This window comes from Myroides sp. JBRI-B21084, assembly GCF_030545015.1.
GTDB lineage: Bacteria > Bacteroidota > Bacteroidia > Flavobacteriales > Flavobacteriaceae > Flavobacterium.
The window spans coordinates 2,091,144-2,115,378 of record NZ_CP120653.1 but is presented as its reverse complement, the minus strand read 5'-3'; the positions used below and the strand labels follow the sequence as shown (position 1 = coordinate 2,115,378).

General features: G+C 32.5%; 28 protein-coding genes and 1 tRNA gene. 14 read left to right on the top strand and 15 right to left on the bottom strand.

Annotation, left to right across the window (positions count from 1 at the left end):
* Positions 1–49: 49 nt before the first annotated feature.
* Positions 50–910, bottom strand: a complete 861-nt coding sequence (locus P3875_RS10140) for a ChaN family lipoprotein (protein ID WP_303443854.1) — start codon at positions 908–910, stop codon at positions 50–52.
* An 80-nt stretch (positions 911–990) separates the two neighbouring features.
* Between P3875_RS10140 and P3875_RS10135 the strand changes: the two genes are divergently transcribed.
* Entirely contained in the window at positions 991–2,283 is a 1,293-nt protein-coding gene (locus P3875_RS10135; RefSeq protein ID WP_303443853.1) for an aminopeptidase P family protein, read from the top strand.
* 62 nt (positions 2,284–2,345) lie between these two features.
* On the opposite strand, the gene P3875_RS10130 is transcribed toward P3875_RS10135, so the two are convergent.
* The 6 genes from P3875_RS10130 to rnhA form a co-directional block, all read right to left on the bottom strand.
* Positions 2,346–2,810: a Spy/CpxP family protein refolding chaperone gene (locus P3875_RS10130; protein ID WP_303443852.1), complete on the bottom strand. Its 465-nt coding sequence runs from the start codon at positions 2,808–2,810 to the stop codon at positions 2,346–2,348.
* 90 nt (positions 2,811–2,900) lie between these two features.
* Complete coding sequence (locus tag P3875_RS10125) at positions 2,901–3,233, bottom strand: hypothetical protein (protein ID WP_303443851.1); 333 nt, start codon at positions 3,231–3,233, stop codon at positions 2,901–2,903.
* A 93-nt stretch (positions 3,234–3,326) separates the two neighbouring features.
* Positions 3,327–3,710 carry a hypothetical protein gene (locus tag P3875_RS10120; RefSeq protein WP_303443850.1) on the bottom strand — a complete coding sequence of 128 codons (384 nt, stop codon included), beginning with the start codon at positions 3,708–3,710 and terminating at the stop codon, positions 3,327–3,329.
* 164 nt (positions 3,711–3,874) lie between these two features.
* Positions 3,875–5,776, bottom strand: coding sequence for an amidophosphoribosyltransferase (locus P3875_RS10115; protein ID WP_303443849.1), 1,902 nt, complete (start codon positions 5,774–5,776; stop codon positions 3,875–3,877).
* Between the two features lie 60 nt (positions 5,777–5,836).
* Entirely contained in the window at positions 5,837–6,766 is a 930-nt protein-coding gene (locus P3875_RS10110; protein WP_303443848.1) for a PfkB family carbohydrate kinase, read from the bottom strand.
* Between the two features lie 80 nt (positions 6,767–6,846).
* Positions 6,847–7,317, bottom strand: a complete 471-nt coding sequence (rnhA, locus tag P3875_RS10105; RefSeq protein ID WP_303443847.1) for a ribonuclease HI — start codon at positions 7,315–7,317, stop codon at positions 6,847–6,849.
* A gap of 71 nt (positions 7,318–7,388) precedes the next feature.
* Here rnhA and P3875_RS10100 point away from each other — a divergent pair, with 71 nt between their 5' ends.
* Positions 7,389–7,898: a hypothetical protein gene (locus tag P3875_RS10100; protein ID WP_303443846.1), complete on the top strand. Its 510-nt coding sequence runs from the start codon at positions 7,389–7,391 to the stop codon at positions 7,896–7,898.
* On the opposite strand, the gene purN is transcribed toward P3875_RS10100, so the two are convergent.
* Positions 7,895–8,458 (bottom strand): phosphoribosylglycinamide formyltransferase, encoded by a 564-nt coding sequence (gene purN, locus P3875_RS10095; RefSeq protein WP_303443845.1) that lies wholly within the window; start codon positions 8,456–8,458, stop codon positions 7,895–7,897. The two genes, P3875_RS10100 and purN, sit on opposite strands and share 4 nt — an antisense overlap.
* A gap of 190 nt (positions 8,459–8,648) precedes the next feature.
* Between purN and P3875_RS10090 the strand changes: the two genes are divergently transcribed.
* From P3875_RS10090 to pyk, 5 genes are all read left to right on the top strand, one after another.
* On the top strand, positions 8,649–8,885 hold the full coding sequence (locus P3875_RS10090) for an acyl carrier protein (protein ID WP_014082856.1): 237 nt from the start codon (positions 8,649–8,651) through the stop codon (positions 8,883–8,885).
* 162 nt (positions 8,886–9,047) lie between these two features.
* Positions 9,048–10,301: a beta-ketoacyl-ACP synthase II gene (gene fabF / locus P3875_RS10085; RefSeq protein WP_303443844.1), complete on the top strand. Its 1,254-nt coding sequence runs from the start codon at positions 9,048–9,050 to the stop codon at positions 10,299–10,301.
* Between the two features lie 3 nt (positions 10,302–10,304).
* Entirely contained in the window at positions 10,305–11,039 is a 735-nt protein-coding gene (gene rnc / locus P3875_RS10080; RefSeq protein WP_303443843.1) for a ribonuclease III, read from the top strand.
* Positions 11,040–11,178: 139 nt separating this feature from the next.
* Positions 11,179–11,697: an IPExxxVDY family protein gene (locus tag P3875_RS10075; RefSeq protein ID WP_303443842.1), complete on the top strand. Its 519-nt coding sequence runs from the start codon at positions 11,179–11,181 to the stop codon at positions 11,695–11,697.
* Position 11,698: 1 nt separating this feature from the next.
* On the top strand, positions 11,699–13,129 hold the full coding sequence (gene pyk / locus P3875_RS10070; RefSeq protein WP_303443840.1) for a pyruvate kinase: 1,431 nt from the start codon (positions 11,699–11,701) through the stop codon (positions 13,127–13,129).
* Between the two features lie 239 nt (positions 13,130–13,368).
* Here pyk and P3875_RS10065 read toward each other — a convergent pair whose 3' ends face one another.
* Together P3875_RS10065 and P3875_RS10060 are read right to left on the bottom strand one after the other, a co-directional pair.
* Entirely contained in the window at positions 13,369–13,971 is a 603-nt protein-coding gene (locus P3875_RS10065) for a 50S ribosomal protein L25/general stress protein Ctc (protein ID WP_303443839.1), read from the bottom strand.
* A 27-nt stretch (positions 13,972–13,998) separates the two neighbouring features.
* Complete coding sequence (locus tag P3875_RS10060) at positions 13,999–14,940, bottom strand: ribose-phosphate pyrophosphokinase (RefSeq protein WP_303443838.1); 942 nt, start codon at positions 14,938–14,940, stop codon at positions 13,999–14,001.
* 145 nt (positions 14,941–15,085) lie between these two features.
* Here P3875_RS10060 and P3875_RS10055 point away from each other — a divergent pair.
* The 4 genes from P3875_RS10055 to P3875_RS10040 all read left to right on the top strand — a co-directional run bounded on the left by P3875_RS10055 (position 15,086) and on the right by P3875_RS10040 (position 18,059).
* Positions 15,086–15,165: transfer RNA gene (locus tag P3875_RS10055), tRNA-Leu, on the top strand.
* Positions 15,166–15,313: 148 nt separating this feature from the next.
* The gene (locus P3875_RS10050; RefSeq protein ID WP_303443836.1) at positions 15,314–15,961 is read left to right on the top strand and encodes a hypothetical protein; all 648 of its coding nucleotides are present in this window, start codon (positions 15,314–15,316) and stop codon (positions 15,959–15,961) included.
* 425 nt (positions 15,962–16,386) lie between these two features.
* Positions 16,387–16,818 carry an LIC_13387 family protein gene (locus P3875_RS10045; protein WP_303443835.1) on the top strand — a complete coding sequence of 144 codons (432 nt, stop codon included), beginning with the start codon at positions 16,387–16,389 and terminating at the stop codon, positions 16,816–16,818.
* A gap of 182 nt (positions 16,819–17,000) precedes the next feature.
* Complete coding sequence (locus P3875_RS10040) at positions 17,001–18,059, top strand: 3-oxoacyl-ACP synthase III family protein (RefSeq protein ID WP_303443834.1); 1,059 nt, start codon at positions 17,001–17,003, stop codon at positions 18,057–18,059.
* A 51-nt stretch (positions 18,060–18,110) separates the two neighbouring features.
* On the opposite strand, the gene P3875_RS10035 is transcribed toward P3875_RS10040, so the two are convergent.
* From P3875_RS10035 to P3875_RS10015, 5 genes are all read right to left on the bottom strand, one after another.
* Positions 18,111–18,302: a cold-shock protein gene (locus P3875_RS10035; protein ID WP_303443833.1), complete on the bottom strand. Its 192-nt coding sequence runs from the start codon at positions 18,300–18,302 to the stop codon at positions 18,111–18,113.
* Positions 18,303–18,331: 29 nt separating this feature from the next.
* Positions 18,332–18,760 carry a cold shock domain-containing protein gene (locus tag P3875_RS10030; protein ID WP_303443832.1) on the bottom strand — a complete coding sequence of 143 codons (429 nt, stop codon included), beginning with the start codon at positions 18,758–18,760 and terminating at the stop codon, positions 18,332–18,334.
* 29 nt (positions 18,761–18,789) lie between these two features.
* The gene (locus P3875_RS10025) at positions 18,790–19,911 is read right to left on the bottom strand and encodes a DEAD/DEAH box helicase (RefSeq protein ID WP_303443831.1); all 1,122 of its coding nucleotides are present in this window, start codon (positions 19,909–19,911) and stop codon (positions 18,790–18,792) included.
* A gap of 523 nt (positions 19,912–20,434) precedes the next feature.
* Positions 20,435–20,785: a hypothetical protein gene (locus P3875_RS10020; protein WP_303443830.1), complete on the bottom strand. Its 351-nt coding sequence runs from the start codon at positions 20,783–20,785 to the stop codon at positions 20,435–20,437.
* Between the two features lie 51 nt (positions 20,786–20,836).
* Entirely contained in the window at positions 20,837–21,295 is a 459-nt protein-coding gene (locus P3875_RS10015) for an ABC transporter permease (protein WP_303443829.1), read from the bottom strand.
* A 147-nt stretch (positions 21,296–21,442) separates the two neighbouring features.
* Between P3875_RS10015 and P3875_RS10010 the strand changes: the two genes are divergently transcribed.
* From P3875_RS10010 to P3875_RS10000, 3 genes are read left to right on the top strand one after another with little or no spacing between them, the layout of a single operon-like run.
* Entirely contained in the window at positions 21,443–21,907 is a 465-nt protein-coding gene (locus tag P3875_RS10010) for a hypothetical protein (RefSeq protein WP_303443828.1), read from the top strand.
* 46 nt (positions 21,908–21,953) lie between these two features.
* Positions 21,954–23,477 (top strand): bifunctional GNAT family N-acetyltransferase/carbon-nitrogen hydrolase family protein, encoded by a 1,524-nt coding sequence (locus tag P3875_RS10005; RefSeq protein WP_303443827.1) that lies wholly within the window; start codon positions 21,954–21,956, stop codon positions 23,475–23,477.
* The gene (locus tag P3875_RS10000) at positions 23,478–24,233 is read left to right on the top strand and encodes an NAD(P)H-binding protein (protein ID WP_303443825.1); all 756 of its coding nucleotides are present in this window, start codon (positions 23,478–23,480) and stop codon (positions 24,231–24,233) included. It begins immediately after the preceding gene.
* Positions 24,234–24,235: the final 2 nt, after the last annotated feature.

Sequence of the window (24,235 nt, the reverse complement as noted above, 5' to 3'; positions counted from 1 at the left end):
TTTTACTATTTATAATCAATTTAAACAAATTTGTATATAAACTTTACTTTTATTCATAAGTGTGAGGCATGTCTTTATCAACTACAATTATAAAATGTGCCTTTTTTAGGTTTTCTTTTTCAATTTTTGCTACATTTTCTTGTTCTACCACACTTATAGTTTGCACCTTTTTAGTAGGATTATATTGATTAACATACCACACAATTCCTTCAAAATTATCGCTGTGATACGCACCATTTAAATGCAAAAACAAGCTGTTTGGTTTGCTTTCTTGTAACAAAAAATGAGCCATGGTTGCATCTTTAATGGCTTGTGATTTTGGGAAGTTTTCGTTAGCATGCATGCTATCATCAAACATTTTTAGCATTTTTACATACCCAGGCAAATTTTTATCATACGGAAAAGGCAATGGTGCTATCCATGATTTTTCCTCAACAGATAACGTATCTAAAGCTTCAACTCCTTTTTTAAAAACCATACTTGCATAGCGGCGTGGAACGTTGGTTGCTACGTAGTTTATATTGTGTTCTTTAGCAAATTTTAAAAGTGGTTTATAATCGGTTTTATAATTATTCCACAAACGCATTTGTTTTTCAAATTCCTTATCGTCAAGATTTCCTTTAACGTAATTTTGAAGAATTAATGCCTGATCACGTTCAAACATCTCGGCACCAATTATAAGTTTTTTACTTGTATTTGCATGTAAGTTTTTAGCCACTTTTACTTGTAAATAATGCGCAATGGTGTTGTTATGTAGTTCGCCAAAAATTACCACATCGGCTTTTTGAAGTTCTTTATTCATTTTTTTCAAAGAAACTTCTTTACCATTTGAATTAAATATTTTGTAAGGCTGTACTTGAGCATGCAAAAAAGAAGCACTTAAAAACAAAACGATCGTAAGTAATTTCATAAGATTTTATATTTTTTAAATTGATGAAACAGAAATAAGTATGTAAATTTGATAAAATTTAAGTCATAAAGTTCAAAACTATGAAATATCATCAAATAGACCGAAATCTTTTTATAAAAAACCGTGAAAAGTTTGTTGGTCAAATGGCTCCAAAAAGCTTAGCTGTATTTAATTCTAACGACATTTATCCGGTTTCTGCCGATTCTACTTTACCATTTGCACAACATCGCGATATTTTTTACTTATCGGGTGTTGATCAAGAGGAATCTATCCTGGTTCTTTTTCCTGATGCTTATGAAGAAAAACACCGCGAAGTTTTATTTCTACGCGAAACCAACGAACACATTGCCATTTGGGAAGGCGAAAAATTAACTAAAGACCGCGCTTTTGAAGTTTCAGGTATTAAAACGGTGTATTGGTTGTCTGATTTTCCTACTATTTTCAGAAAAATGATGGTGGAAGCAGAAAATGTGTACATTAACAACAACGAACACTACCGTGCTGCAGTTGAAACGGAAACACGTGAAGACCGTTTGATTAAAAAATTAAAAAACGATTATCCAGGACATCAATACTTACGCTCAAACCCTATTTTACAGCGTTTGCGTTCGGTTAAAGAACCTCAAGAAATTGCTTTAATTAAACAAGCTTGCGACATTACCGAAAAAGGGTTCCGCAGAATTTTAGATTTTGTTAAGCCGGGTGTTTGGGAATACGAAATTGAAGCGGAATTTGCTCATGAATTTTTACGCAACCGCTCAAAAGGTTTTGCTTACACGCCAATTATTGCTAGTGGCAACAATGCAAATGTGTTGCATTATATTGAAAACAACCAACAGTGCAAAGCGGGCGATTTAATTTTGTTTGATGTGGCTGCAGAATACGCTAATTATGCATCAGATTTATCAAGAACAATTCCTGTTAGCGGTAAATTTACTTCACGCCAACGCGAAGTGTACGATGCTGTTTTACGTTGCAAAAAAGCTGCTGAAACCTTGTTAGCACCTGGAAACAATTGGTACGATTACCACAAAGAATTAGGTAAAATTTACACGTCGGAACTTTTAGGTTTAGGATTATTAGACAAAGCCGATGTACAAAATGAAAACCCTGATTGGCCTGCTTACAAAAAATACATGATGCACGGCACATCACACCACATGGGCTTAGATACACATGATTACGGCATTTTAACCGATAAATTTGTTGAAGGAATGGTATTTACTATAGAACCAGGTTTTTACATTCCTGCCGAAGGTTTCGGCATTCGTTTAGAAGATGATTATGTGATTCAAAACCAAGGATTGCCTTTGAATTTAATGAAAAACATTCCGTTAGAAGCTGCCGAGATTGAAGATTTAATGAATAAATAATTTACTTATAGGTAAAGTTTGTAATACCTTAAAAAAATAGCGAACCGGTTGGTTCGCTATTTTTATCTATTTCTAAATTCTTTCATACGTTCTTGCTGCTGTTCTTTAAATTTAGCATATTGTTCAGCTGTAAGTATTTTCTTAACTTTTTCATCAATTGCTTGTCTGCGTTCTTTCATTTTTTCACGCATTTGGCTTCTATCTTCATCGTTAAAACCTTCACTATTATCATTGCCTTCGCCTCTAAATCTACCGCCGTTATGTTTCATATTTTCACGTTCGCCTTCAAAAATTTCTTTTATGGCTTTGTGTTGTTCATCAGAAAGTCCTAAATCTTTAAATCTATTCATAAAACCATCTTCACGCGCTTGCCCTCTGTCACGCTTTTCGTGTTTTGCATTTCGGCGTTCACGGTTTTCATTGGCACTTTTTTCAGTGCGTTTTAATTCTTGTTTTTGGGTTTCTTTGGTTTGACTAAAGCCTGCTACCGAAAATAGCAAAGCCATTGCAATAACTAAATTTTTCATGATTTTTTGTTTAAAATTATATAATAACAACTAACATATTTTATGCCGATTTTTTAAAACTGCGGTAAGTAACTTAAAATTACACATTATTTAGTTTGGATTTTTTTGTTTATCTTTCTTTAAACTCTCCGATGTCCAATAAATATCGAATTTGGTAATTTCTAAACCATTTTTTTCCATTTCGTCCATAACTTCGTTTGCATAAGAATGACCATCTTTTATTTTAATTTTATCTTTAGTGTAAGCAGGCAACTCTACTTCGCTTCCATTTAATTTAACACATAGATAAATTTTAACTTCACCTATTTCACTTATTTTACAAGCTTCATTTTTTGTTTTTTTACTTTCAACAGATGTTTTTTCTTGCGCTTGTGCGTTAAAACTAAGAAAAATAACCATACAAACAACAACTATATTTTTCATAAACATTTGATTTTAATTGCATTAAATATAAAAAAATCTCGATTACTAATTACATTAGCATCGAGATTTTAACTTAAAAAATGAATAGTTATGTTATGACCAGTGTTTGTTTGTATAAGCATCGTATTGGTAAGCGTAAATTCTACTCCATTTATCGTATTGTGATCTGCTTAACAGATTTTGAATTTTACGATCGTACTCACGGTCTAGCATACGCAATTTTTGCTCTGGATTTCTGTATTTTCTAACAATATAACGCTCTTCGTTTTGTTTGTCTTTCAATATATCAACCAACATACGTTCTTGACGTACGGTAAGGTTTAATCTATCAAAAGTATATTTACCGTAATGGTTGTTTTTATAGTTTTGTTCGTAACGGTTTTGATGTCTGTTGTCATCGGTTCTAACCATTTGGCGTTGCTGTGCAAATCCGCTTAATCCTAAAGCTAATACTACTAGTGTAATTAATGTTCTCATGATTTCTATTTTTTTTGTTGTTTGATTAATGTATTTCAATTGCCGTGCCAAAATTTAATAATTGAGTCTTAAAAATCACAAACAACTAAATACCAAAGTTTTACAAAACAAAAAAAGCATCAAGATTTTCACTTGATGCTTTTCTATATATACATTTTATAATCTTAATACGCTCTTGCGTCTTTTCCTTCAACAAAATTCATAAAAGCGCGGTTAACAACACGGTTACCACCTGCTGTTGGATAATTTCCTGTAAAATACCAATCGCCTAGGTTATCAGGACACGAAACATGTAAGTTTTCAACTGTTTGGAACATTACTTTTAAATCGGCCTTTACGGTTTCTGGATGCAACATTTCTGAAATTTTATCAGAAATTTCTTCATCGGTAAACGGTGCGTAAATTTCTTTTACAAAATTAACAACTTGCTCATCAGGTAAATGTTCTTGTGTTTTACATTTTGCATAAACCTCATCTATAATATGATACATATTGCGGTCTTTTAACAACTCAAGTGTAGCATTAAAAGCAATTAAAGTTTCCATTTTAGCCATATCAATTCCGTAACAATCTGGGTAACGAATTTGCGGAGCCGAAGAAACTACAATTATTTTCTTAGGATTTAATCGATCTAACATTTTTACAATCGATTTTTTTAAGGTAGTTCCACGCACAATACTATCGTCAATTACAATTAACGTATCGGTTGGTTTTACCACACCATATGTAACATCGTACACATGTTCTACCATATCATCACGGTTGCTATCGTCGGTAATAAAAGTACGCAACTTAGCATCTTTAATGGTAATTTTTTCTGAACGAATGGTTTTAGATAGTATTTCGTTTATTTTTTCTGGCGATAAATCGCCATTCAAAGCTAAAATACGTTCGGTTTTTTGTTTGTTTAAGAATTCATTTGCACCTTCAACCATACCAAAATACGAAACTTCGGCTGTATTAGGAATGTATGAAAACACAGCGTTTTCAACATCGTTATTTAATTCTTTCAAAATCATAGGCATCATGGTTCTACCTAACATTTTGCGTTCTTGATATATAGACGCATCGTTACCGCGTGAAAAATAAATACGCTCAAACGAACACGCTTTGCGCTGTAACGGTTCTAAAATTTGTTCAAACGAAACATTTCCGTTTTTCTTTATTATGATTGCTTTACCTGGATCTAACTCTTTAATATCGTTAAAAGGCACATTAAATGCGGTTTGAATTACGGGACGTTCTGATGCTACAGCAACAATTTCATCGTCTTCATAATAAAAAGCTGGACGAATACCTGCTGGATCGCGCAACACAAACGCATCGCCATGACCAATCATACCAGCCATTGCAAAACCACCGTCCCAGTTTTTTGATGCACGGCGTAAAATACGTGCAATATCTAAACGTTCACCAATGACTGGCGATGCTTCTTTTTTAGTTAACCCTTCTTTATCGCGTAAGTCAAAGTACAAATCTTCTACTTCATCGTCTAAAAAATGACCAATTTTTTCCATAACTGTAACAGTATCGGCCATTTGTTTAGGGTGTTGCCCAAGGCGCACTAAATCGTCAAACAACACTTTTACATTTGTTAAATTAAAATTACCTGCTACAATTAGGTTGCGATGCATCCAATTATTCTGACGTAAAAATGGGTGTACACTTTCAATGTTATTTTTACCAAAAGTACCATAGCGTACGTGTCCCAAAAAAACTTCACCTAAATAAGGCATGTGTTTTTTTAAAGCATCGGTATCGTTTGCTAAATCAGGATTTTGTTCTAACTCATCGTTAATACGACCGTTAATTTGGGCAAAAATATCTTGTATAGGCGATGTTTTATTAGAACGCACACGACTAATATAGCGTTCACCCGGTTCCATATCTAATTTAATACTTGCTAAACCGGCACCATCTTGTCCGCGGTTGTGTTGTTTTTCCATTAGCAAATACATTTTTTGAATAGCATAAAAGCTAGAACCGTACTTTTCTTTGTAAAATGATAATGGTTTTTTTAATCGTAAAAGTGCAATACCACATTCGTGTTTTATAGCGTCGCTCATTGTTATATGTTGTTGTGTTGTTTTTAAACCAAAAAAAGCCCGTAAAAAGGGCTTTCGTAATTATTCTGCTAGTTCAATATTAAACTGTGTTAGCATTTTAAATTGTTGTAAACGGTTGTTTACTTCTTCTTTATTTAATTGTTCCATACGCTCGGTTCCAAATTTTTCAACGCAGAACGATGCTAAATTTGAGCCATGAATAATGGCGTTTTTCATGTTATGAAACGTTATGTTGCCTTGTTGCGCTAAGTAGCCCGAAAAACCACCCGCAAAAGTATCACCAGCACCTGTTGGGTCAAAAACTTCTTTTAAAGGTAAAGCAGGTGCAAAAAACACTTGTGTGTTATTAAACAATAACGCACCGTGTTCGCCTTTTTTAATAACAACGTATTTTGGCCCCATGGTATGTATAATTTCGGCTGCTTTTACCAATGAGTATTCACCTGATAATTGGCGTGCTTCTTCGTCGTTAATTGTAAGTACATCTACACGTTTTAAAACTTGTTTAAGCTCATCTAATGCACAATCCATCCAAAAATTCATGGTATCTAAAACCACTAACTTTGGTTGCGCTGTAAGTTGATCTAATACACTTATTTGTATGTTTGGATGTAAGTTTCCAAGCATAATTACGTCGGCATCTTTAAAATTTTCAGGAACAACAGGGTTAAAATCGGCCAATACGTTTAATTGGGTATCTAAGGTATCGCGCGAATTTAAATCGTTATGATACAATCCACTCCAGAAAAAAGTTTTTCCGTCTTTCACAACTTCTATTCCAGAAATATCGATATTTTTATTGGCTAATAAGCTTAAGTATTCTTGTGGAAAATCGTTTCCAACTACAGAAACAATTGCCGACTTTACATTAAAATGTGCTGCCGAAAGGCCTATATAAGTAGCGGCTCCGCCTAAAATTTTGTCGGTTTTACCAAAAGGAGTTTCAATTGCATCAAAAGCGACCGTTCCTACAATTAATAATTTGTTCATATAGTTGTATGTAAATGAAGATGCAAAGATAATACGAAACCAACTAATACACAAGCAACTTTATCACTTGTTAATATAGTTTAATTTTCATTTTGCTCGTACCACTCATCAATCAATAATTTTGACTCTTTTGATGCTTGCACGGCCAAAAAGTCGCAACGTTCATTCATGGGGTGGTTGTTATGCCCTTTGATCCACTGAAAATTAACTTTATGTTTGCGGTAAATCTTTAAAAAGCGCTGCCATAAATCGGGATTTTTTTTACCTGCAAATCCTTTTTTTTCCCAACCAAAAACCCATCCTTTAGCTACTGAATCTACTACATATTTAGAATCTGAAACCACCAAAACCGTTAAATTATCTTTTGTTAAAGCTTCTAAACCTACAATTACCGCCAACAATTCCATACGATTATTAGTTGTTTTGCGATACCCTTTAGAAAGTTCTTTAAAATGTTTGGTGTTGTTTAAATGAAGTATCACACCATAGCCTCCCGGTCCTGGGTTTCCGCGTGATGATCCATCGGTATATAAAAGAATTTCGGGTTGCATGTAGTTTTATTTCTGCAAAAATACAATTCTATTTTGGCATTTTTTTTGGTAGTTTTGATAAAATTTATCTTATGAAAAATGTTTTTGGCTTTATAATGTTTTTAACAGCTTGTTTTGCAAACGCACAATATTTACAAAACGATACTATTTACTTTGATATACCAAACGATACCCTTGCACGCCTTTGGGACAGCCACGATTACAACCATACCGATATTGATTTAAAAAACAAACGTATTATAAACGATTACTACGCTTTTGAAGATGGTGTTGTTTTTGCTGTTGATGATTCGTTATCATTTGAAATTGGCAGTTACGATAAAAACAATCTGAATTTAGAAAAACACTACAAATTTTCGAAACCTTTATTCAATCGCTTAGAAATTACCGAAGTTGAAAGCAAAAAAACGGCTAAGGTACGCACCAAAGCCGATTGTATAATTTTTGAAGATCCTGAAAATATTCTAACCGATGTTATTAAACTGTGGTTAAGCGAAAAATGCATTCGCCGTTTGTTAAATCGCGAAGATGCCGAAGGTTTTATAAGTGAAATACTTATTGGCGTTGGAACATCGCTTTAATAATTTAATAGCTTCGCAATTACTTTCGGAAAATGCTCATACTCTAATTCATGTACTTTTGCAGCAACATCTAATGGGGTATCCGTTGCAGTAACATCTGTTTTTGCCTGAAAAATAACAGCGCCTTCATCGTACTCTTCACTTACGTAATGGATAGTTATGCCCGTTTCGATTTCGTTATTAGTAACAACTGCTTCGTGTACAAAATTACCGTACATACCTTTACCACCAAATTTTGGCAATAACGCTGGGTGAATATTTATTATTTTATTGGGAAACATTTTTACTATTTGTGCAGGAAACAACAACAAATAACCTGCTAAAACAATTAAATCGGGGTTTATATCTTTAATTCTATCAAACAAAACACCCTCATCGTTTTGCTTTTTGGAAATAACTTCAGCCGGAACATTTAGGTTTTTTGCACGTTCTAACACAAAAGCATCTTTTTTATTAGTAATGATATGAAAATTACACGATATATTGTTTTTGTTAAAAAAACGAATAATATTTTCGGCATTACTACCCGACCCAGATGCCATTAACACAATGTTTTTCATACGATTACCCTTTTGTTTTGTTTAATTTTAAAATTGAATATTGAAATTAATTCGCACAAAATTCGAAAAAAATATTCAATTAAAATTATTTTTTTTAAATTCGCAGTTACAAAAACAATTAAAAATGTGGTATTAAATAAAAGTTTTATATTTTTGCCACATCAATTAAACTTAAAAAATAGAAAAGATTATGTCAGACATTGCATCAAGAGTAAAAGCAATTATCGTTGACAAATTAGGAGTTGACGAAAACGAAGTTGTATTAGAAGCAAGCTTCACAAACGATTTAGGAGCTGATTCATTAGACACTGTTGAGCTAATCATGGAGTTTGAAAAAGAATTTGACATTCAAATCCCAGACGATCAAGCTGAAAACATTGCTACTGTTGGTCAAGCTATCTCTTACATCGAAGAGGCTAAAAAATAATAACTAATATGCCTGCGCAATAGCAATATTACGCAGGTGTTATTATTTACCTTTTTTAAGTTAAGATTAATTTTAGATTTAAAATCTATAAAATTATAGCAACCCAATGTTTCTTTTGTCTTGAAACTTGGGTTTTATTTTTTTAATTAAAAATATACGTATATGAATTTGAAGCGAGTTGTTGTTACTGGTTTAGGTGCCCTAACTCCTATTGGAAATAACGTTTCAGCTTTTTGGAACGGGCTTATTAACGGAGTAAGCGGCGCAGCGCCAATTACCTATTTTGACGCTTCTAACTTTAAAACACAGTTTGCTTGTGAAGTTAAAGGCTTTAATGTTGAAGAATTTATCGACAAGAAAGAAGCACGCAAAATGGACAAATACACCCAATATGCTATGGTTACTGCAACCGAAGCTATGGAAGATGCTAAATTTAATTTTGAAACTTTAAATTTAGATCGCGCAGGTGTTATTTGGGGTTCTGGCATTGGTGGTTTACAAACTTTTCAAGACGAAGTTACAAACTTTAACCAAGGAAACGGTGTACCTAAATTTAACCCGTTTTTTATTCCTAAAATGATTGCCGATATCGCTGGTGGATTAATTTCAATGAAATACGGATTACGTGGACCAAATTTCACTACCGTTTCTGCTTGTGCATCATCAACAAATGCAATTATAGATGCATTTAATTACATTCGTTTAGGTATGGCCGATGTTATTGTTACGGGTGGATCTGAAGCTGCAGTTACAATTGCCGGAATTGGCGGTTTTAACGCTATGCACGCTTTATCTACACGCAACGACGATCCTACAACTGCATCACGACCAATGGATAAAGGTCGCGATGGTTTTGTTTTAGGCGAAGGAGCAGGTGCTTTGGTTTTAGAAGAATACGAGCATGCAGTTGCACGTGGTGCCCATATTTATTGTGAAGTTGGCGGCGGTGGAATGTCTGCAGATGCACACCACATTACAGCTCCACATCCTGAAGGTTTAGGTGCCAAAAATGTAATGTTAAACTGTTTACGCGATGCTGGTTTAAAACCTACCGATGTAGATGGCGTAAACATGCACGGAACATCTACACCATTAGGCGATATTGCAGAATCAAAAGCTATATTAGAAGTTTTTGGCGAACACGCATACACTATGAATTTAAATTCAACAAAATCTATGACCGGGCATTTACTTGGTGCTACAGGTGCTGTTGAAGCTATTTCGTGTATTTTAGCTTTAAAACACGGTATAATTCCACCTACAATCAATCATTTTACCGATGATGAAAACATTGATCCTAAGCTTAATTTTACGTTTAACAAAGCACAAAAACGTGATGTAAAAGTATTAATGAGCAACACTTTTGGATTTGGTGGTCACAACGCTTGTGTGTTGGTAAAAAAATTAGAAAGCTAAACCATGAATTGGTTTAAAAAAATATTGAATAAAAAATCCCCTATACCCAATAGTGGGATTTTTTATTCTAACATTACCAAAATAATTGGGTACAAACCCAAAAACATTACGTTGTTTGAAACCGCTTGTACACACCGGTCGTTAAACAAAACAACCATTAATGGCGATGCTTTAAATTACGAGCGTTTAGAATTTTTAGGCGATGCTGTTTTAGGCCTTGTAATAGCTGCTTTTTTATACAAAAATGCACCTAAAGGCGATGAAGGTTACTTAACCCAAATGCGTTCTAAAATTGTAAACCGTAACTTCCTAAACAGCATAGGCAAAAAACTACAACTTATAAAACTGGTACAATCAAAAGCAAAAGTTACTAATTTTGGCGATAACATAAACGGCAATTTACTTGAAGCATTAATTGGCGCCATTTATATAGATGTAGGTTTTACAGCTTGCGAAAAATTTATCTTTAAGAACATTTTAATTGATTTTAAAGATTTAGAACATTTAGAAAACAAAATTTCAAGCTACAAAAGTTTGTTCATAGAATACTGCCAAAAAAACAAACACAGCTTTAAATTTGAAAACTGCGACGATAACGGCAAAGATCCCGTTAAGCATTTTTGCATTAAATTATACTTTAACAATGTAGAAATTGCACGTGGCCGTGCTACAAGTAAGAAAAAAGCCGAAGAAAAAGCTGCTCAACGTGCTTACTTTGCCCTGCAAAATAAAATGTAACTTCCTATAAAAATTAAAACATAATACGTTAATTCAATCAATCTTTTTTTAATTCATATCATGCCTATATGTATTAAAAAAACATTAAATATGTAAACTATTCATATAAACAGATTTAAATTTTGTATTTTTGTTAAAAATGACACCACCTAAGAAAAATACAACGGAAATAATACACAAGTTATATGACGACGATACTTATAACGATGATATTGTTTTAATTGCATTAAAATCTAACATGCCCGATTATAAAATGGCATATTGCTTAAACAAACAATTAGGTGTTCATTTTAAAAAAGTAATCCCCGAAATATCAATAAACGATAACGGAACTGCTTTTTTTAGAAGTTTTAATTACCACGATCAAAAAAATCATTTAATTTGGCGGCTGTTTGAAAACAAATCGAACTTTGTTGAAAATAGTGAAAACGTGAATTTTTCGTTATTTAACAGTAACGACGAAGGTTTTTACGCAACAAATTATTTAATACCCGAGTGGAAAACCATTGACTTTTTTATTTTAATAGAAAACATAGATTTTTTATTTAATACAGAAGAGTTGTTGGAAAAAATTCAAACTATAAAAAACATTTCCACTCAATTTATTATTGAAATGGATACTTTAAGTACAAAATCACAAAAAAATTTAATTTTTTAATATGTTACCACGTAAAAAAACAAAAATAGTCGCAACCTTAGGGCCGGCTTGTAGCACCAAAGAAATTATTCAACAAATGATAGAATCAGGTGTGAATGTTTTTAGAATTAACTTTTCGCATGCCGATTACTTTGATATTGAAGACAAAGTACGCATTATACGCGAATTAAATAACGAATTTCATTACAACACATCGATATTAGCCGATTTACAAGGACCTAAATTGCGCGTAGGAGTTATGAAAGATGAAGTTGTACTTAAAAAAGGCGATATCATTACTTTTTCTACCAAAGAAGAATTTTTAGGAACAGCTGAAAAAGTGTACATGACCTATAAAAGTTTTCCTCAGGACGTAAATCCTGGCGAAAGTATTTTACTTGACGATGGAAAGCTAATTTTTAATGTTTTAGAAACAGACCGTGAGCATGAAGTAAAAGCAGTTGTTGTACAAGGCGGTCCGTTAAAATCTAAAAAGGGAGTAAACTTACCCAACACCAAAGTATCTTTACCAGCATTGACCGAAAAAGATATAAAAGATGCACTTTTTGCCATTAAATTAAGTGTAGATTGGATTGCATTATCGTTTGTAAGAACTGAAGAGGATTTAGAGGATTTACGTTTATTGATTGAACAAAATTCCGACCATAAAATTCCAATTATTGCAAAAATTGAAAAACCCGAAGCGGTTGCAAACATCAACAAAATTGTATCGCATTGCGATGGTTTAATGGTGGCTCGTGGCGATTTAGGTGTTGAAATACCCGCACAAGAAGTTCCATTAATTCAAAAACAATTGGTTCATAAAGCAAAATACGCTCGAATTCCGGTTATTATTGCTACACAAATGATGGAAACCATGATTACCAGCTTAACCCCTACACGTGCCGAAGTGAACGACGTAGCAAACTCGGTAATGGACGGTGCCGACGCGGTAATGCTTTCAGGTGAAACATCGGTTGGTAATTATCCTGTACAGGTAATTGAAAAAATGACGCAGATTATTGAAAGTGTTGAAAATTCCGACTTAATAAAGCTACCCGTTAACGACCCTAAAATTAAAACCAAGCGTTTTATAACCAAATCTATTTGTTACCATGCGGCTATTATGGCAAATGATATTGAGGCTAAAGTTATTAATACGTTAACCAATTCAGGGTACACTGCTTTTCAAATATCAGCATGGCGCCCTAATGCGCATATTTTAGCATACACATCAAACAAACACATGCTTACGCAATTAAATTTACTTTGGGGCGTTACAGCATTTTGGTACGATAAATACGAAAGTACCGATGTTACTATTGAAGACATTAATAAAATTGCCAAAGAAAACAATTACGTTAATGAAGGCGATTATACCATTAATTTAGCATCGATGCCTTTAAACGAAAAAGGTATGGTAAACACTGTACGTGTTTCGGAGATTGAATAATAAACCAAATTTTAATATAAACTAAAAGTCATTCTTAACCGAGAATGGCTTTTTTTTTGCAAAAGGGATTACCTTCGGTCAGTTCGGCCAAAGCCTCGGGTGAAGTGAAAATCCTTTTTGTTAGGAACGAACAAAAAGATTGTAACTGAAAGCCCGGCCCGAAGGGTTTGTCATGATAAAAATAAAGCACAAAAAAAGCCTTCGATTTTCTCGAAGGCTTTTGTGTATAAGAAAATAGATTATTTTTTCTTTTTTGCACCTTTTTCTGCTTTTGCAGCTTCTTGAGCAGCTTTCATAGCCGCACGAGAGATACGTACTTGAGCAACAACTGTATTATCTGGGTGTAACAATTTAAAGTTGTTAGTTGGTAATTTAGTAACGTATAATTTGTTACCCATTTCTAATTCAGTGATATCAGCTTCTACGAAATCAGGTAAATTAGCAGGTAAAGCACGTACTTTTAATTTACGTTGGTTTAAACGTAATACACCACCAGCCATAACACCTTTACTGTTACCTACTACTTTTACAGGCACTTCCATAGTAATTTCTTTGTCTGCGTGTAATTGGAAAAAGTCAATGTGTAAAATTTTGTCTGATACTGGATCAAACTGAATATCTTGTAAAACACAGTCAATAGTTTTACCACCTAAATCAACAGCAACTGTATGTACGTTTGGAGTGTACACCAAGTTTTTAAACGCTTTTTCTTCAGCTGTAAAATGTACTGGTTGTTCTCCTCCGTAAACTACGCAAGGAACCAATCCAGCATTACGTGCGGCTTTAGTAGCTACTTTACCTACGCTTTCTCTTTCTTGTCCTTTAATTGAAATTGATTTCATTTTAAATATATAAAAATTAATAAAAAATTACATGATAAATTTATCGCTTATCGATGTGTTGTTTTGTACCATGTGCATAACATCGGCAAACAAACCAGCACAGCTTAATACGCGAATTTTGTTACTTTGTTTTTTAAGCGGTATAGAATCGGTTACAATTAATTCTGTTAAAGATGAATTTTCAATTTTCTCTACAGCATTGCCCGACAAAATAGCATGTGTACAAATTGCACGTACGCTTAAGGCACCGCGTTCTAACATTACATCGGCTGCTTTTGCAAGTGTACCGCCTGTGTCAATCATATCATCAACCAAAATAACATTACGGCCTTTTACATCGCCAATAAGTTCCATGGTATCAATTACGTTTGCTTTTTTGCGTTGTTTGTAACAAACTACTACTTCGCTTTCTAAATATTTTGCATACGCATAAGCACGCTTTGAACCGCCCATGTCTGGTGATGCAATGGTTAAATTTTCTAAACCTAATGATTGTACGTAAGGTAAGAAAATGGTTGATGCATACAAGTGATCTACTGGTTTTTCAAAGAACCCTTGAATTTGATCGGCGTGTAAATCCATAGTCATTACACGTGTTGCACCTGCTGTTTCTAACATTTTAGCTACTAATTTAGCACCTATTGGCACACGAGGCTTGTCTTTACGATCTTGACGTGCCCATCCAAAATAAGGAATAACAGCGGTAATATGGCGTGCTGACGCGCGTTTAGCCGCATCGCACATTAACAATAATTCCATTAAATTATCGGCACTAGGAAAGGTAGAACACACTAAGAATACACGTAATCCACGAATAGATTCTTCGAATGAAGGTTGAAATTCCCCATCGCTATAATGTGAAAAGGTAACTTTACCTAGCTCTACACCGTAATGCTTTGCAATTTCTTCTGCTAATTCTTTACTCTGCGAACACGCAAACACCTTTGCTTCAGGCTCAAAGTAACTCATTGTTAATTAGTTTAGTAGTTATTATTGTTGTTGTATTGTGGGTGCAAATTTAAAAATAAAATTGATGTTACTTGCATTTTTTTTGCTTTTTATTTGTTTTAATTGAAAATGTACTTACATTTGCACTCACAATTTCAAGCAAAAAGCCTGAGTGGCGGAATTGGTAGACGCGCACGACTCAAACTCGTGTTCTTCGGAGTGTGGGTTCGATTCCCACCTCAGGTACAGAAAAGAGCTTATAATCAAACTGATTTTAAGCTCTTTTTGTTTTTATCAATACTTTTTAAAAATATTAATGCTCCAAAAAAGCAAGTATTTTATAGCAAAAACATAGCTGCTCTATAAAACAAAACATAATCATAATTAAAAATTCATGAACAATTATTATATTTTGAAGAATGATTTAGATGACAAAATTGTAGGTAAAGATTACCCACAAGTAGACTGCTTAACAATGCATCAAGCTCATCTAATTACTTCTTGGCATCTTTTTGACCCCAAACCTAATTTAAAATTTAAATTAAAAAAAAGAGCTGTATTAACAGACACTTTAAAAGACATTACAATAGGTGGCGGAACAGGTTTTCTAATAAACTCAAAAACTAAAGATATATTTAAGAAATTCAATATAATGAGACATCAATATTTTGATGCTTCTGTTGAAACACAAAAAGCAGAAATCTTAGCTTATTTTTGGTTACATCTTACAGAACCACAATTAACAGAAGAATTAGATTTTAAAAATAGTATTTTTCTCGAAAAAAAATGGGCTACCATAAAAGGTACTATACAATTAAAATCTTACGAACATTACAAAGAATTAAAAGCCAAAGATACAGAAGCTTCTTTCGGTGCAAGACTAGATAAAATAGCTTTATCGGATAATTTTGACAGCGAGTTAGATATGTTTACCTTTTTACCTTTTGACAATAACGTTTATATATCTGAAAGATTGAAGAATGCTATAGAAGAAAATGGAATCATAGGTTTTAAAATAGAAAAAGCCACTAATTTTTTTTAGTATCATTTCCTGTTTTCAAACTTACACCCTCAATATCAAAATTATAAACTGATAGCGAATCATTTAATTGTTTAACAATTAATAAGCATTCATAATCTCTTTTTATTTTTGACAATCTATTACAATCTACTTTTTCGCAAGAGAAAAAGATAACAAAGAGACACATAAAATAGTATTTCATAGTTTTTTACAATTTAAACCTCGCTACACAAAACCTCCAGACTTTGAGCCACTTTTTAAAATAATTTCATCAAATATAATCAATCATTCTTTTTAACAATTAAAGACACAAAAGGTACAACTTTAGCTTTGAATAATTTAGCACAAAGTAGGCTTACTTCAACAAACTGTTTTCATCAAAAAAACATTTTGCAATTAAAAAATTATTGTACTTTTAATTTACGCTTTTTAGAAAAAAATAAAACATGAAAATTACATCAAAACTATTCACACGCCTTTCGGCTATTTTTATTTTTATTCATTTATTAGGGCATACAGGTGGCCATATGGGCTGGGACGATGAAACCGGGCCTTTGTACCACGTAGTTAAAGTAATGAAAGGCAATAGTGCAGAATTTATGGGCGCAACCAAAAGCATGGCCGACTATTTTAACGGCTACAGCATTATGCTTTTTGGTGTATTTGGAATGAGCATTTTAATACTTTGGAATGTTGCCAACCATTTACAAACTAATAAACAATTAGCTAAACCTATTTTGGCAAGTATGGGTATTGCTTACTTATTTTTTGGCGTTGTAGAATATTTGTACTTTTTTCCGTTTGCGGCTTTTATTAGCATTTTTGCAGGATTGTTTGCTTTAATTGCTGTTTTGAAATTAAAAAGCGAAACGGTTTAGAATAAAATTTTTTTTTAAACTGTTTTATATATTAAACAAAAGTAACCCTAATTAAAAACCAACTTATTATTCCTTTTATTTTAAGCTAAATTGAATTTAATTCATTACAAATTAGTATATTTATAAACTAATTACGAGTATACCTTACGAATAAAGTATATTGTAAAATGAAAAAATACTAAATGACAAGTAAAATAATTGGCGTAGGAAACTACATACCTTCACAAACTATTACGAATCTATTTTTTGACAACCATCATTTTTTAGACGAAAACGGCGATGCATTGTTACAAAGTAATGCTATTATTGCTGATAAACTGAAAGAAATTACTGGTATTGAAGAAAGAAGATATGCCGATAAAGACCAAGTTGCATCGGATATTGGTTTTTTAGCTGCTAAAAAAGCCATTGAAAACGCAAGTATTGATCCTGAAACAATTGACTATATTATTTTTGCTCATAATTTTGGAGATGTACGTTTTGGAACTATACAAACCGATATGGTTCCTAGCTTGGCTGCAAGAGTAAAAAATTTATTGCACATAAAAAACAATTTTTGCGTTGCATATGATGTAATTTTTGGTTGCCCTGGTTGGATTGAAGGTATGATACAAGCGAATTGCTTTATTAAAGCAGGCATTGCAAAACGCTGTTTAGTTATTGGCGCCGAAACACTTTCACGTGTAGTTGATATTCATGACAGAGACAGCATGATTTATGCTGATGGTGCTGGTGCTGCTATTTTAGATGTAAGCAACAACAAAGTGGGGATACAATCGCACTTATCGGCTTCGTTTACTTTTAAAGAAAAAGACTATTTATATTTTGGAAAATCTTTTAACACCAAAAGCAGTGCAAACATTAGATATATCAAAATGGAAGGGAGACGTATTTACGAGTTTGCGCTTTTAAATGTTCCTGGCGCCATGAAGAAATGTTTTGATGAAAGTGGATATACAATTGATCAACTTTCTAAAATTATTATTCATCAGGCAAATGAAAAAATGGACGAAGCCATTGTAAATCGTTTCTATAAATTATACAATAAGCCTGTGCCTGCAAACATAATGCCTATGGTTATTCATAAATTAGGCAATAGCAGCGTTGCTACCATTCCTACCTTATTAACCATGCTTTTAAACAACGAACTTGAAAACCACTCCCTTAATAAAGGCGATGTTGTTTTATTTGCTTCGGTTGGTGCTGGTATGAATGTAAATGCTTTTGTTTACACGTTTTAAATAAAAAAGGATATCCAAAAATGAATATCCTTTTTATTATTTTAGTAAAAATTATTTTCTTTTTACATTCACAGCAGTGATTCCTTTTCTACCTTGTTCTGTATCAAAAACAACGTTGTCATTTTCGCGTATTCTATCTACCAAACCACTTGTATGAACAAAAATATCTTCATTAGTATTTGTTTGTGTAATAAATCCAAATCCTTTAGATTCATTAAAAAATTTTACAGTGCCTTCTTGCATCGTTTCTATGTATTAAATTAATTATTTGTTTATTTTTTTATATCAATGGCTCTAAAACCTTTGGGGGTTAATTCTTTTTTAAAGCTTACTTTTTCGTGTTTTTTCACTTCTACAATTGCTTGCCCCATGTGAAAAAATACACTTTCGCCTGTTTTTTCTTCGGTAATAAAACCGTACCCTTTATCGCTTATATGTGTAACAATACCAACAAAAACGGTTTCAGAATCAACTTGTTGCGATTTGCTTTTTTTCATTGCTTTAGCCAAATCTTCTTCTTTATTTTGCAAATGTGGAGGTACCGAAGTAAAATTTCCGTTTACATCAACATAAACAATCATGTCTTCAAGACTTTTGCCTTTGTTATTGTTTGCTTTACGATCTTCACGACGAAGTTGTTTGTCTTGTAAGCGTTTTGTTTTTTTCTTGTTATTTTCTTTTTTAGAAAAAGAATCTGCCATATTTTATATCCTTTTTTAAGTTTTAAATTTTAGGTTGTTAAAGTGTATTCTGGTATTTTAAAACCAATTAATTTTTGAATACTTTTTAAGTCTTTCTTTTGTTCGTTATCGCAAAAGGAAATTGCCGTTCCATTGTTCCCAGCTCGGCCTGTACGCCCAATTCTGTGCACATAGGTTTCAGGAACGTTTGGAAGTTCATAATTTACAACATGTGATAATTCGTCAATATCTATACCTCGGGCTGCAATGTCGGTTGCAATTAATACCCTTATGCGGTTATTCTTAAAATTTTCTAATGCGTTTTGACGCGCGTTTTGTGATTTATTACCATGTATTGCAGCTGCTTGTATACCTTGCTTCATTAATTGCTTCACCAATTTATCAGCTCCGTGTTTTGTACGTGAAAAAATTAATGACCGCTTAATGGAATGCTTTTCTAGAATAGAGATTAATAAATTTAACTTTTCTGCTTTTTCAACAAAACAAACACTTTGGTTGATGCTTTTTGCGGTTGATGAAATAGGCGTTACGTTAATTTCTACAGGATTTATTAAAAAGCTATGTGCAAAACTTCTAATTTCTGAAGGCATTGTTGCAGAGAATAATAAACTTTGTCTTTTACTAGGTATTTTTTTTAAGATTTTCTTTACATCGTTCACAAAACCCATATCTAGCATACGATCTGCTTCATCTAATACAAAAATTTCTAGTGTTCGCAAATCTATACACCCCTGGTTAATAAGATCTTGCAACCTACCCGGTGTTGCAATTAACACATCTACGCCCTTACGCAATTGGCTTACTTGGTTTACTTGCGATACACCACCAAAAATTGCTAAATAACTTATTGGTAAATACTGACCGTATGTTTCAAAATTATCGCTGATTTGAATTGCTAATTCACGTGTTGGGGTTAAAATTAGCGCACGAATACCTTGCTTAACTGTAGCTTTGTTTTGGGTAAGTAATTGTAAAATTGGTATTGCGAATGATGCGGTTTTACCTGTACCAGTTTGTGCACAACCTATTACATCGTTTCCGTTTAAAATATAGGGTATTGTTTTATATTGTATTGGGGTTGCCTTACTATAACCGGCTTTTGTTACAGCTTTCATTATGGGCTGTATAATTTCTAAATCTTTGAAATTCATAATCATATTACCGGACTACCGGTATTTGTAAATTTTCAGCAACAAAGAATTATATACATTATTACTGAAGTACTTTTTTAGCGAAGATATTTAACAACTTTATTTATAGCTGTAGCAATATACTTTACTTGTAAAGTAGTTAATATTTTTAATTTTATTAATTACGAATTATTCTGTTTAAAAAAACGCAATTAATAGTTGAAAATTTTGTTTATTTTTTATTAAAAATAGTAAATCTAAGGGTGTACTTTATCAGATTTCGCCAACTATTGTTCTTAAAATAAAATGTGGCAACTGAAAAAAGCAAAACTGAGTGAGAAAAAATGTCTTTAAACTGTTATCAGAAGAGGCAAATACAAAAGCCTTGTAATAAATTCTTTACAAAGGTAGATAAAAAAAACTACACCTTTCACAAAAAATATTAAAAATGTACCAAAATACATTATTTAAGATAAAATTTATAGTAATTTAAAAAAACAAGTGTATAATTTTTACTAAAATATTTAATTGATTTAATAGTTTATTAAGTAGATTTTTTTACCAAAACAACCCAATCGTTTTCTATAAACATATATCCTTGATCGTACACAAAATAATAAGTTACTCCAGCCTTTGTGGTATAAACCGATGTTATTAAAGTAAAATCAAAACCTAAATCTATTAGTTTCTTTTTAGTTGTTTTAGTTTTTCCTTCTGGATTATTTTCACATAAAATACGGTAATTTTTGCGTAACGTATAGTTTACCGTACGCATATAGTTGTTGGTATCTTTATTTAATTTGTTATTATAGGTGTTACGGCAGGCATCGTTACAAAATTTCTTATCTTCACGACCCATAATTTTTTCACCACATTCTAAACAATTTTTGCCCATTTTTGTTTTAAAGATACTAAAAAACAGTCTGAATTAAAAAATACAACTACCCTATTTTAACAATTTTAAATGCTGTTGCATTTCGTTACGCACTTGCATGTAATTTTTATAGTATAAACTTGAAAAAACCGCAATTGCTTTGTTATCTTTAATTAAATAGCAGTATTCATGGTATTGCGCGCGCTGTTTAAAATCGCGAATTACAAAACCATCAATATCGTTTGTATTAAAAACACGTTTGGTACCAAAACCTAGAAGTTGTTTCACTTCAATAGTATCTTTGGTAATTTTAATTACAGCCATACGTAAATTCATTTCTACAAAAAAGCCCCAAATAATTACAAAAATACTTACCAAACCGCACAGCAATAAAAAAACAGTTAACCCCCAGTGCCAATTATCTTGAAACATACCCAAAAACTTATTTACAATAAAAGCGGTTGCAACCGGAAAACTTAATATTAATATACTGTATAAATACGCAGTGTTGCTTAATTTAGATTGTATCATGAATTTATTTTTTTCAAAAATAACATATTAAAAATGAACTTCAATTTGTTTTTTTAATTTCACTTTTTGATTTGTAATTTTTAAACTCTTCTATCATCTTAATTTAGACTTATTTTTAATAAATTTACTTAAAATTTAAGTTGTGGTATGTTTCAAAATTTATTAATTATTCATTCAATAATGCGCTGGGTGGTAATTGTTGCGCTTTTATTAGGTATTGGATCTGTTTTTATAAATAAATCGCAAAAAAACATTTATACAAGCAAACATTATTTTTGGTTTAATGTTATAAAGCATTTATTAAACATACAATTTGTAATTGGTTTAATAATATTAACTAAAAGCCCCATGGTACAAGCTTTTTGGTCGCAAATAAACCAAGCTGTAAAATGGCGCGAAATTCGTTTTTTCGGCTTAGAACATCCTTTCATGATGATTTTAAGCATTTTAGTTTTTAATTTTATTATACACAAAAGCAAAAAATTCATAAACTCAACCAAAGGTTTTAACTACTTATTTTGGGGTTATTTAGTTGTTTTTATATTGGTTTTCATTTCAATTCCTTGGTCGTTTTCGCCATTTACAACCCGACCTTTATTCAGATTTTTTTAGATAAAACAGCATTTTTTAGTAACTTTATTACATTAAAGAAAGTTAAATGCAGATTAATAAAGTTGAATTACGCAATCTAGAAATTGAAGACTATATAGGTTTAAAAAACTCTATGCAACAAGCCTACGAAGAAGGCGTGGAAGATCCTTATTGGAAAAAAGAAGAAATTAAACGCTTGTTAAAAATTTTTCCCGAAGGTCAAATTGTAATTGTTGTAGATGACAAGGTTGTAGGTGCTGCTTTATCGTTAATTGTTGATGAAAGCTTGGCATTATCTAACCACAAATACAACGATATTATTACCGATAGCAAATTTAAAGCACACAATCCAGACGGTGATGTTTTATATGGAATTGATGTTTTTATTCATCCCGATTACCGCGGATTACGTCTTGGGCGTCGCTTGTACGATGGTCGTAAAGAATTGTGCGAACAATTAAATTTAAAATCAATTATTTTTGCTGGGCGTATACCTAATTACCGCAACTTTGCTAAAGATTTAACACCAAAACAATACCTAGATAAGGTTAAAACTAAAGAAATTCACGACCCCGTAATATCGTTCCAAGTAAATAACGATTTTCACATTAAAAGGCTACTTCGCAACTATTTAGAAGGAGACCACGATTCACGTGATTACGCTGTTTTATTAGAATGGAACAACATTTCGTACGATAAATCACCTGTATTAATAAACACTAAAAAAAGTTTAGTGCGCTTAGGCTTAATTCAATGGCAAATGCGTCCTTTAAACAATTTGCAAGAGTTTTTTGACCAAGCCGAGTTTTTTATCGATGCTGTTTCGGGCTATGAAAGTGATTTTGCTACTTTTCCAGAACTTTTTGTTGCCCCTTTAATGGCCGATTACAACCACTTATCAGAATCTGAAGCTATACGTGAATTAGCAAAATATACCGATACTATTCACAAACGCTTTCAAGAATTTGCCATTCAATACAATATAAACATCATTACAGGTAGTATGCCTTTTTTAGAAGATAATGTATTGTACAACGTAGGTTTTTTGTGTAAACGCGATGGATCGTCTGAAATGTACCGAAAAATTCACATTACACCTAACGAACGTTTATACTGGGGCATGCAAGGCGGCGATCTAATACAAACTTTTGACACCGATTGTGGTAAAATTGGCATTATTATTTGTTATGATGTTGAATTTCCAGAACTTTCACGACTAATGAGTGAAGACGGAATGGAAATACTTTTTGTACCCTATTTAACCGATACCCAAAACGGGTATACCCGTGTACGTAGTTGTGCACAAGCGCGTGCTATAGAAAACGAATGTTATGTAGCTATTACAGGTTGTGTAGGTAATTTACCTAAAGTAAACAACATGGATATACAATACGGGCAAGCTGCCGTTTTTACTCCATCTGACTTTGCTTTTCCAAACAATGGTGTAAAGGCCGAAGCTACTCCAAATACCGAAATGACCTTGATTGTTGATGTTGAACTAAATGCTTTAAAAGAATTACACGAATTAGGTAGTGTTCGCATTAAAAAAGACCGTAGATTAGATTTGTATAAATTAAGAAAATTAAAATAATTGAATATAGCCATTTTAGGCGCAGGTTGGCTTGGTAGCGCACTTGCCCATTCATTACAAAACAATAATCACAACGTTAAAGTTTCGGTAACTAGCACTGAAAAAAAACAACTTTTACATGCAACGGGCATTAATGCTTTCGTTGTTTCTGCAACCAACGACACAATTAACGGTGAACTTAATTTTTTTAAAAATATCGATGTTTTAGTTTGCACTTTAACACCTCAACCTATTAATATTTTTAAAACTTTAGCAAACGAAATAGAAAAACAAGGTATTAAAAAAGTAATTATTTGCAGTTCAACAGGTATTTACCAAAACTGCACTGGATTAGTTACCGAAAATAGCCATTTAAATACCGATATTGAAAAAGTTAATCTTTTAAAAAATATTGAAGATACATTTTTAAACCAACCTACCTTTACAGCAACAATTTTACGTTTAGGTGGTTTAATTGGCGGCAACAGACACCCAGTAATTCACCTTGCTAAAAAAACAGAAATTAGCGATGGCAACGAACCTGTTAACATTGTTTTTTTAGAAACCATTCTAAAGAACATTCAACTATTAATAAATAAACCGCTACTTAATACGGTTTTTAATTTGGTTGAAAACGACCACAGAACAAAAGAAGCTTTTTATACAGCCGAAGCAAAAAAACACACCCTAACATTACCCCCATTCACCAAAAATAGCGCACCTAAAAACCGAATAGTATCAACCAATAAAATCCAAAAACATCTAACTAATAATTAACA

What these genes read in the sequence shown, in the direction of transcription:
- P3875_RS10140 (WP_303443854.1), bottom strand. Translation starts at nt 910, where the DNA reads ATGAAATTACTTACGATCGTTTTGTTTTTAAGTGCTTCTTTTTTGCAT.
- P3875_RS10135 (WP_303443853.1), top strand. Translation starts at nt 991, where the DNA reads ATGAAATATCATCAAATAGACCGAAATCTTTTTATAAAAAACCGTGAA.
- P3875_RS10130 (WP_303443852.1), bottom strand. Translation starts at nt 2,810, where the DNA reads ATGAAAAATTTAGTTATTGCAATGGCTTTGCTATTTTCGGTAGCAGGC.
- P3875_RS10125 (WP_303443851.1), bottom strand. Translation starts at nt 3,233, where the DNA reads ATGAAAAATATAGTTGTTGTTTGTATGGTTATTTTTCTTAGTTTTAAC.
- P3875_RS10120 (WP_303443850.1), bottom strand. Translation starts at nt 3,710, where the DNA reads ATGAGAACATTAATTACACTAGTAGTATTAGCTTTAGGATTAAGCGGA.
- P3875_RS10115 (WP_303443849.1), bottom strand. Translation starts at nt 5,776, where the DNA reads ATGAGCGACGCTATAAAACACGAATGTGGTATTGCACTTTTACGATTA.
- P3875_RS10110 (WP_303443848.1), bottom strand. Translation starts at nt 6,766, where the DNA reads ATGAACAAATTATTAATTGTAGGAACGGTCGCTTTTGATGCAATTGAA.
- rnhA (WP_303443847.1), bottom strand. Translation starts at nt 7,317, where the DNA reads ATGCAACCCGAAATTCTTTTATATACCGATGGATCATCACGCGGAAAC.
- P3875_RS10100 (WP_303443846.1), top strand. Translation starts at nt 7,389, where the DNA reads ATGAAAAATGTTTTTGGCTTTATAATGTTTTTAACAGCTTGTTTTGCA.
- purN (WP_303443845.1), bottom strand. Translation starts at nt 8,458, where the DNA reads ATGAAAAACATTGTGTTAATGGCATCTGGGTCGGGTAGTAATGCCGAA.
- P3875_RS10090 (WP_014082856.1), top strand. Translation starts at nt 8,649, where the DNA reads ATGTCAGACATTGCATCAAGAGTAAAAGCAATTATCGTTGACAAATTA.
- fabF (WP_303443844.1), top strand. Translation starts at nt 9,048, where the DNA reads ATGAATTTGAAGCGAGTTGTTGTTACTGGTTTAGGTGCCCTAACTCCT.
- rnc (WP_303443843.1), top strand. Translation starts at nt 10,305, where the DNA reads ATGAATTGGTTTAAAAAAATATTGAATAAAAAATCCCCTATACCCAAT.
- P3875_RS10075 (WP_303443842.1), top strand. Translation starts at nt 11,179, where the DNA reads ATGACACCACCTAAGAAAAATACAACGGAAATAATACACAAGTTATAT.
- pyk (WP_303443840.1), top strand. Translation starts at nt 11,699, where the DNA reads ATGTTACCACGTAAAAAAACAAAAATAGTCGCAACCTTAGGGCCGGCT.
- P3875_RS10065 (WP_303443839.1), bottom strand. Translation starts at nt 13,971, where the DNA reads ATGAAATCAATTTCAATTAAAGGACAAGAAAGAGAAAGCGTAGGTAAA.
- P3875_RS10060 (WP_303443838.1), bottom strand. Translation starts at nt 14,940, where the DNA reads ATGAGTTACTTTGAGCCTGAAGCAAAGGTGTTTGCGTGTTCGCAGAGT.
- P3875_RS10050 (WP_303443836.1), top strand. Translation starts at nt 15,314, where the DNA reads ATGAACAATTATTATATTTTGAAGAATGATTTAGATGACAAAATTGTA.
- P3875_RS10045 (WP_303443835.1), top strand. Translation starts at nt 16,387, where the DNA reads ATGAAAATTACATCAAAACTATTCACACGCCTTTCGGCTATTTTTATT.
- P3875_RS10040 (WP_303443834.1), top strand. Translation starts at nt 17,001, where the DNA reads ATGACAAGTAAAATAATTGGCGTAGGAAACTACATACCTTCACAAACT.
- P3875_RS10035 (WP_303443833.1), bottom strand. Translation starts at nt 18,302, where the DNA reads ATGCAAGAAGGCACTGTAAAATTTTTTAATGAATCTAAAGGATTTGGA.
- P3875_RS10030 (WP_303443832.1), bottom strand. Translation starts at nt 18,760, where the DNA reads ATGGCAGATTCTTTTTCTAAAAAAGAAAATAACAAGAAAAAAACAAAA.
- P3875_RS10025 (WP_303443831.1), bottom strand. Translation starts at nt 19,911, where the DNA reads ATGAATTTCAAAGATTTAGAAATTATACAGCCCATAATGAAAGCTGTA.
- P3875_RS10020 (WP_303443830.1), bottom strand. Translation starts at nt 20,785, where the DNA reads ATGGGCAAAAATTGTTTAGAATGTGGTGAAAAAATTATGGGTCGTGAA.
- P3875_RS10015 (WP_303443829.1), bottom strand. Translation starts at nt 21,295, where the DNA reads ATGATACAATCTAAATTAAGCAACACTGCGTATTTATACAGTATATTA.
- P3875_RS10010 (WP_303443828.1), top strand. Translation starts at nt 21,443, where the DNA reads ATGTTTCAAAATTTATTAATTATTCATTCAATAATGCGCTGGGTGGTA.
- P3875_RS10005 (WP_303443827.1), top strand. Translation starts at nt 21,954, where the DNA reads ATGCAGATTAATAAAGTTGAATTACGCAATCTAGAAATTGAAGACTAT.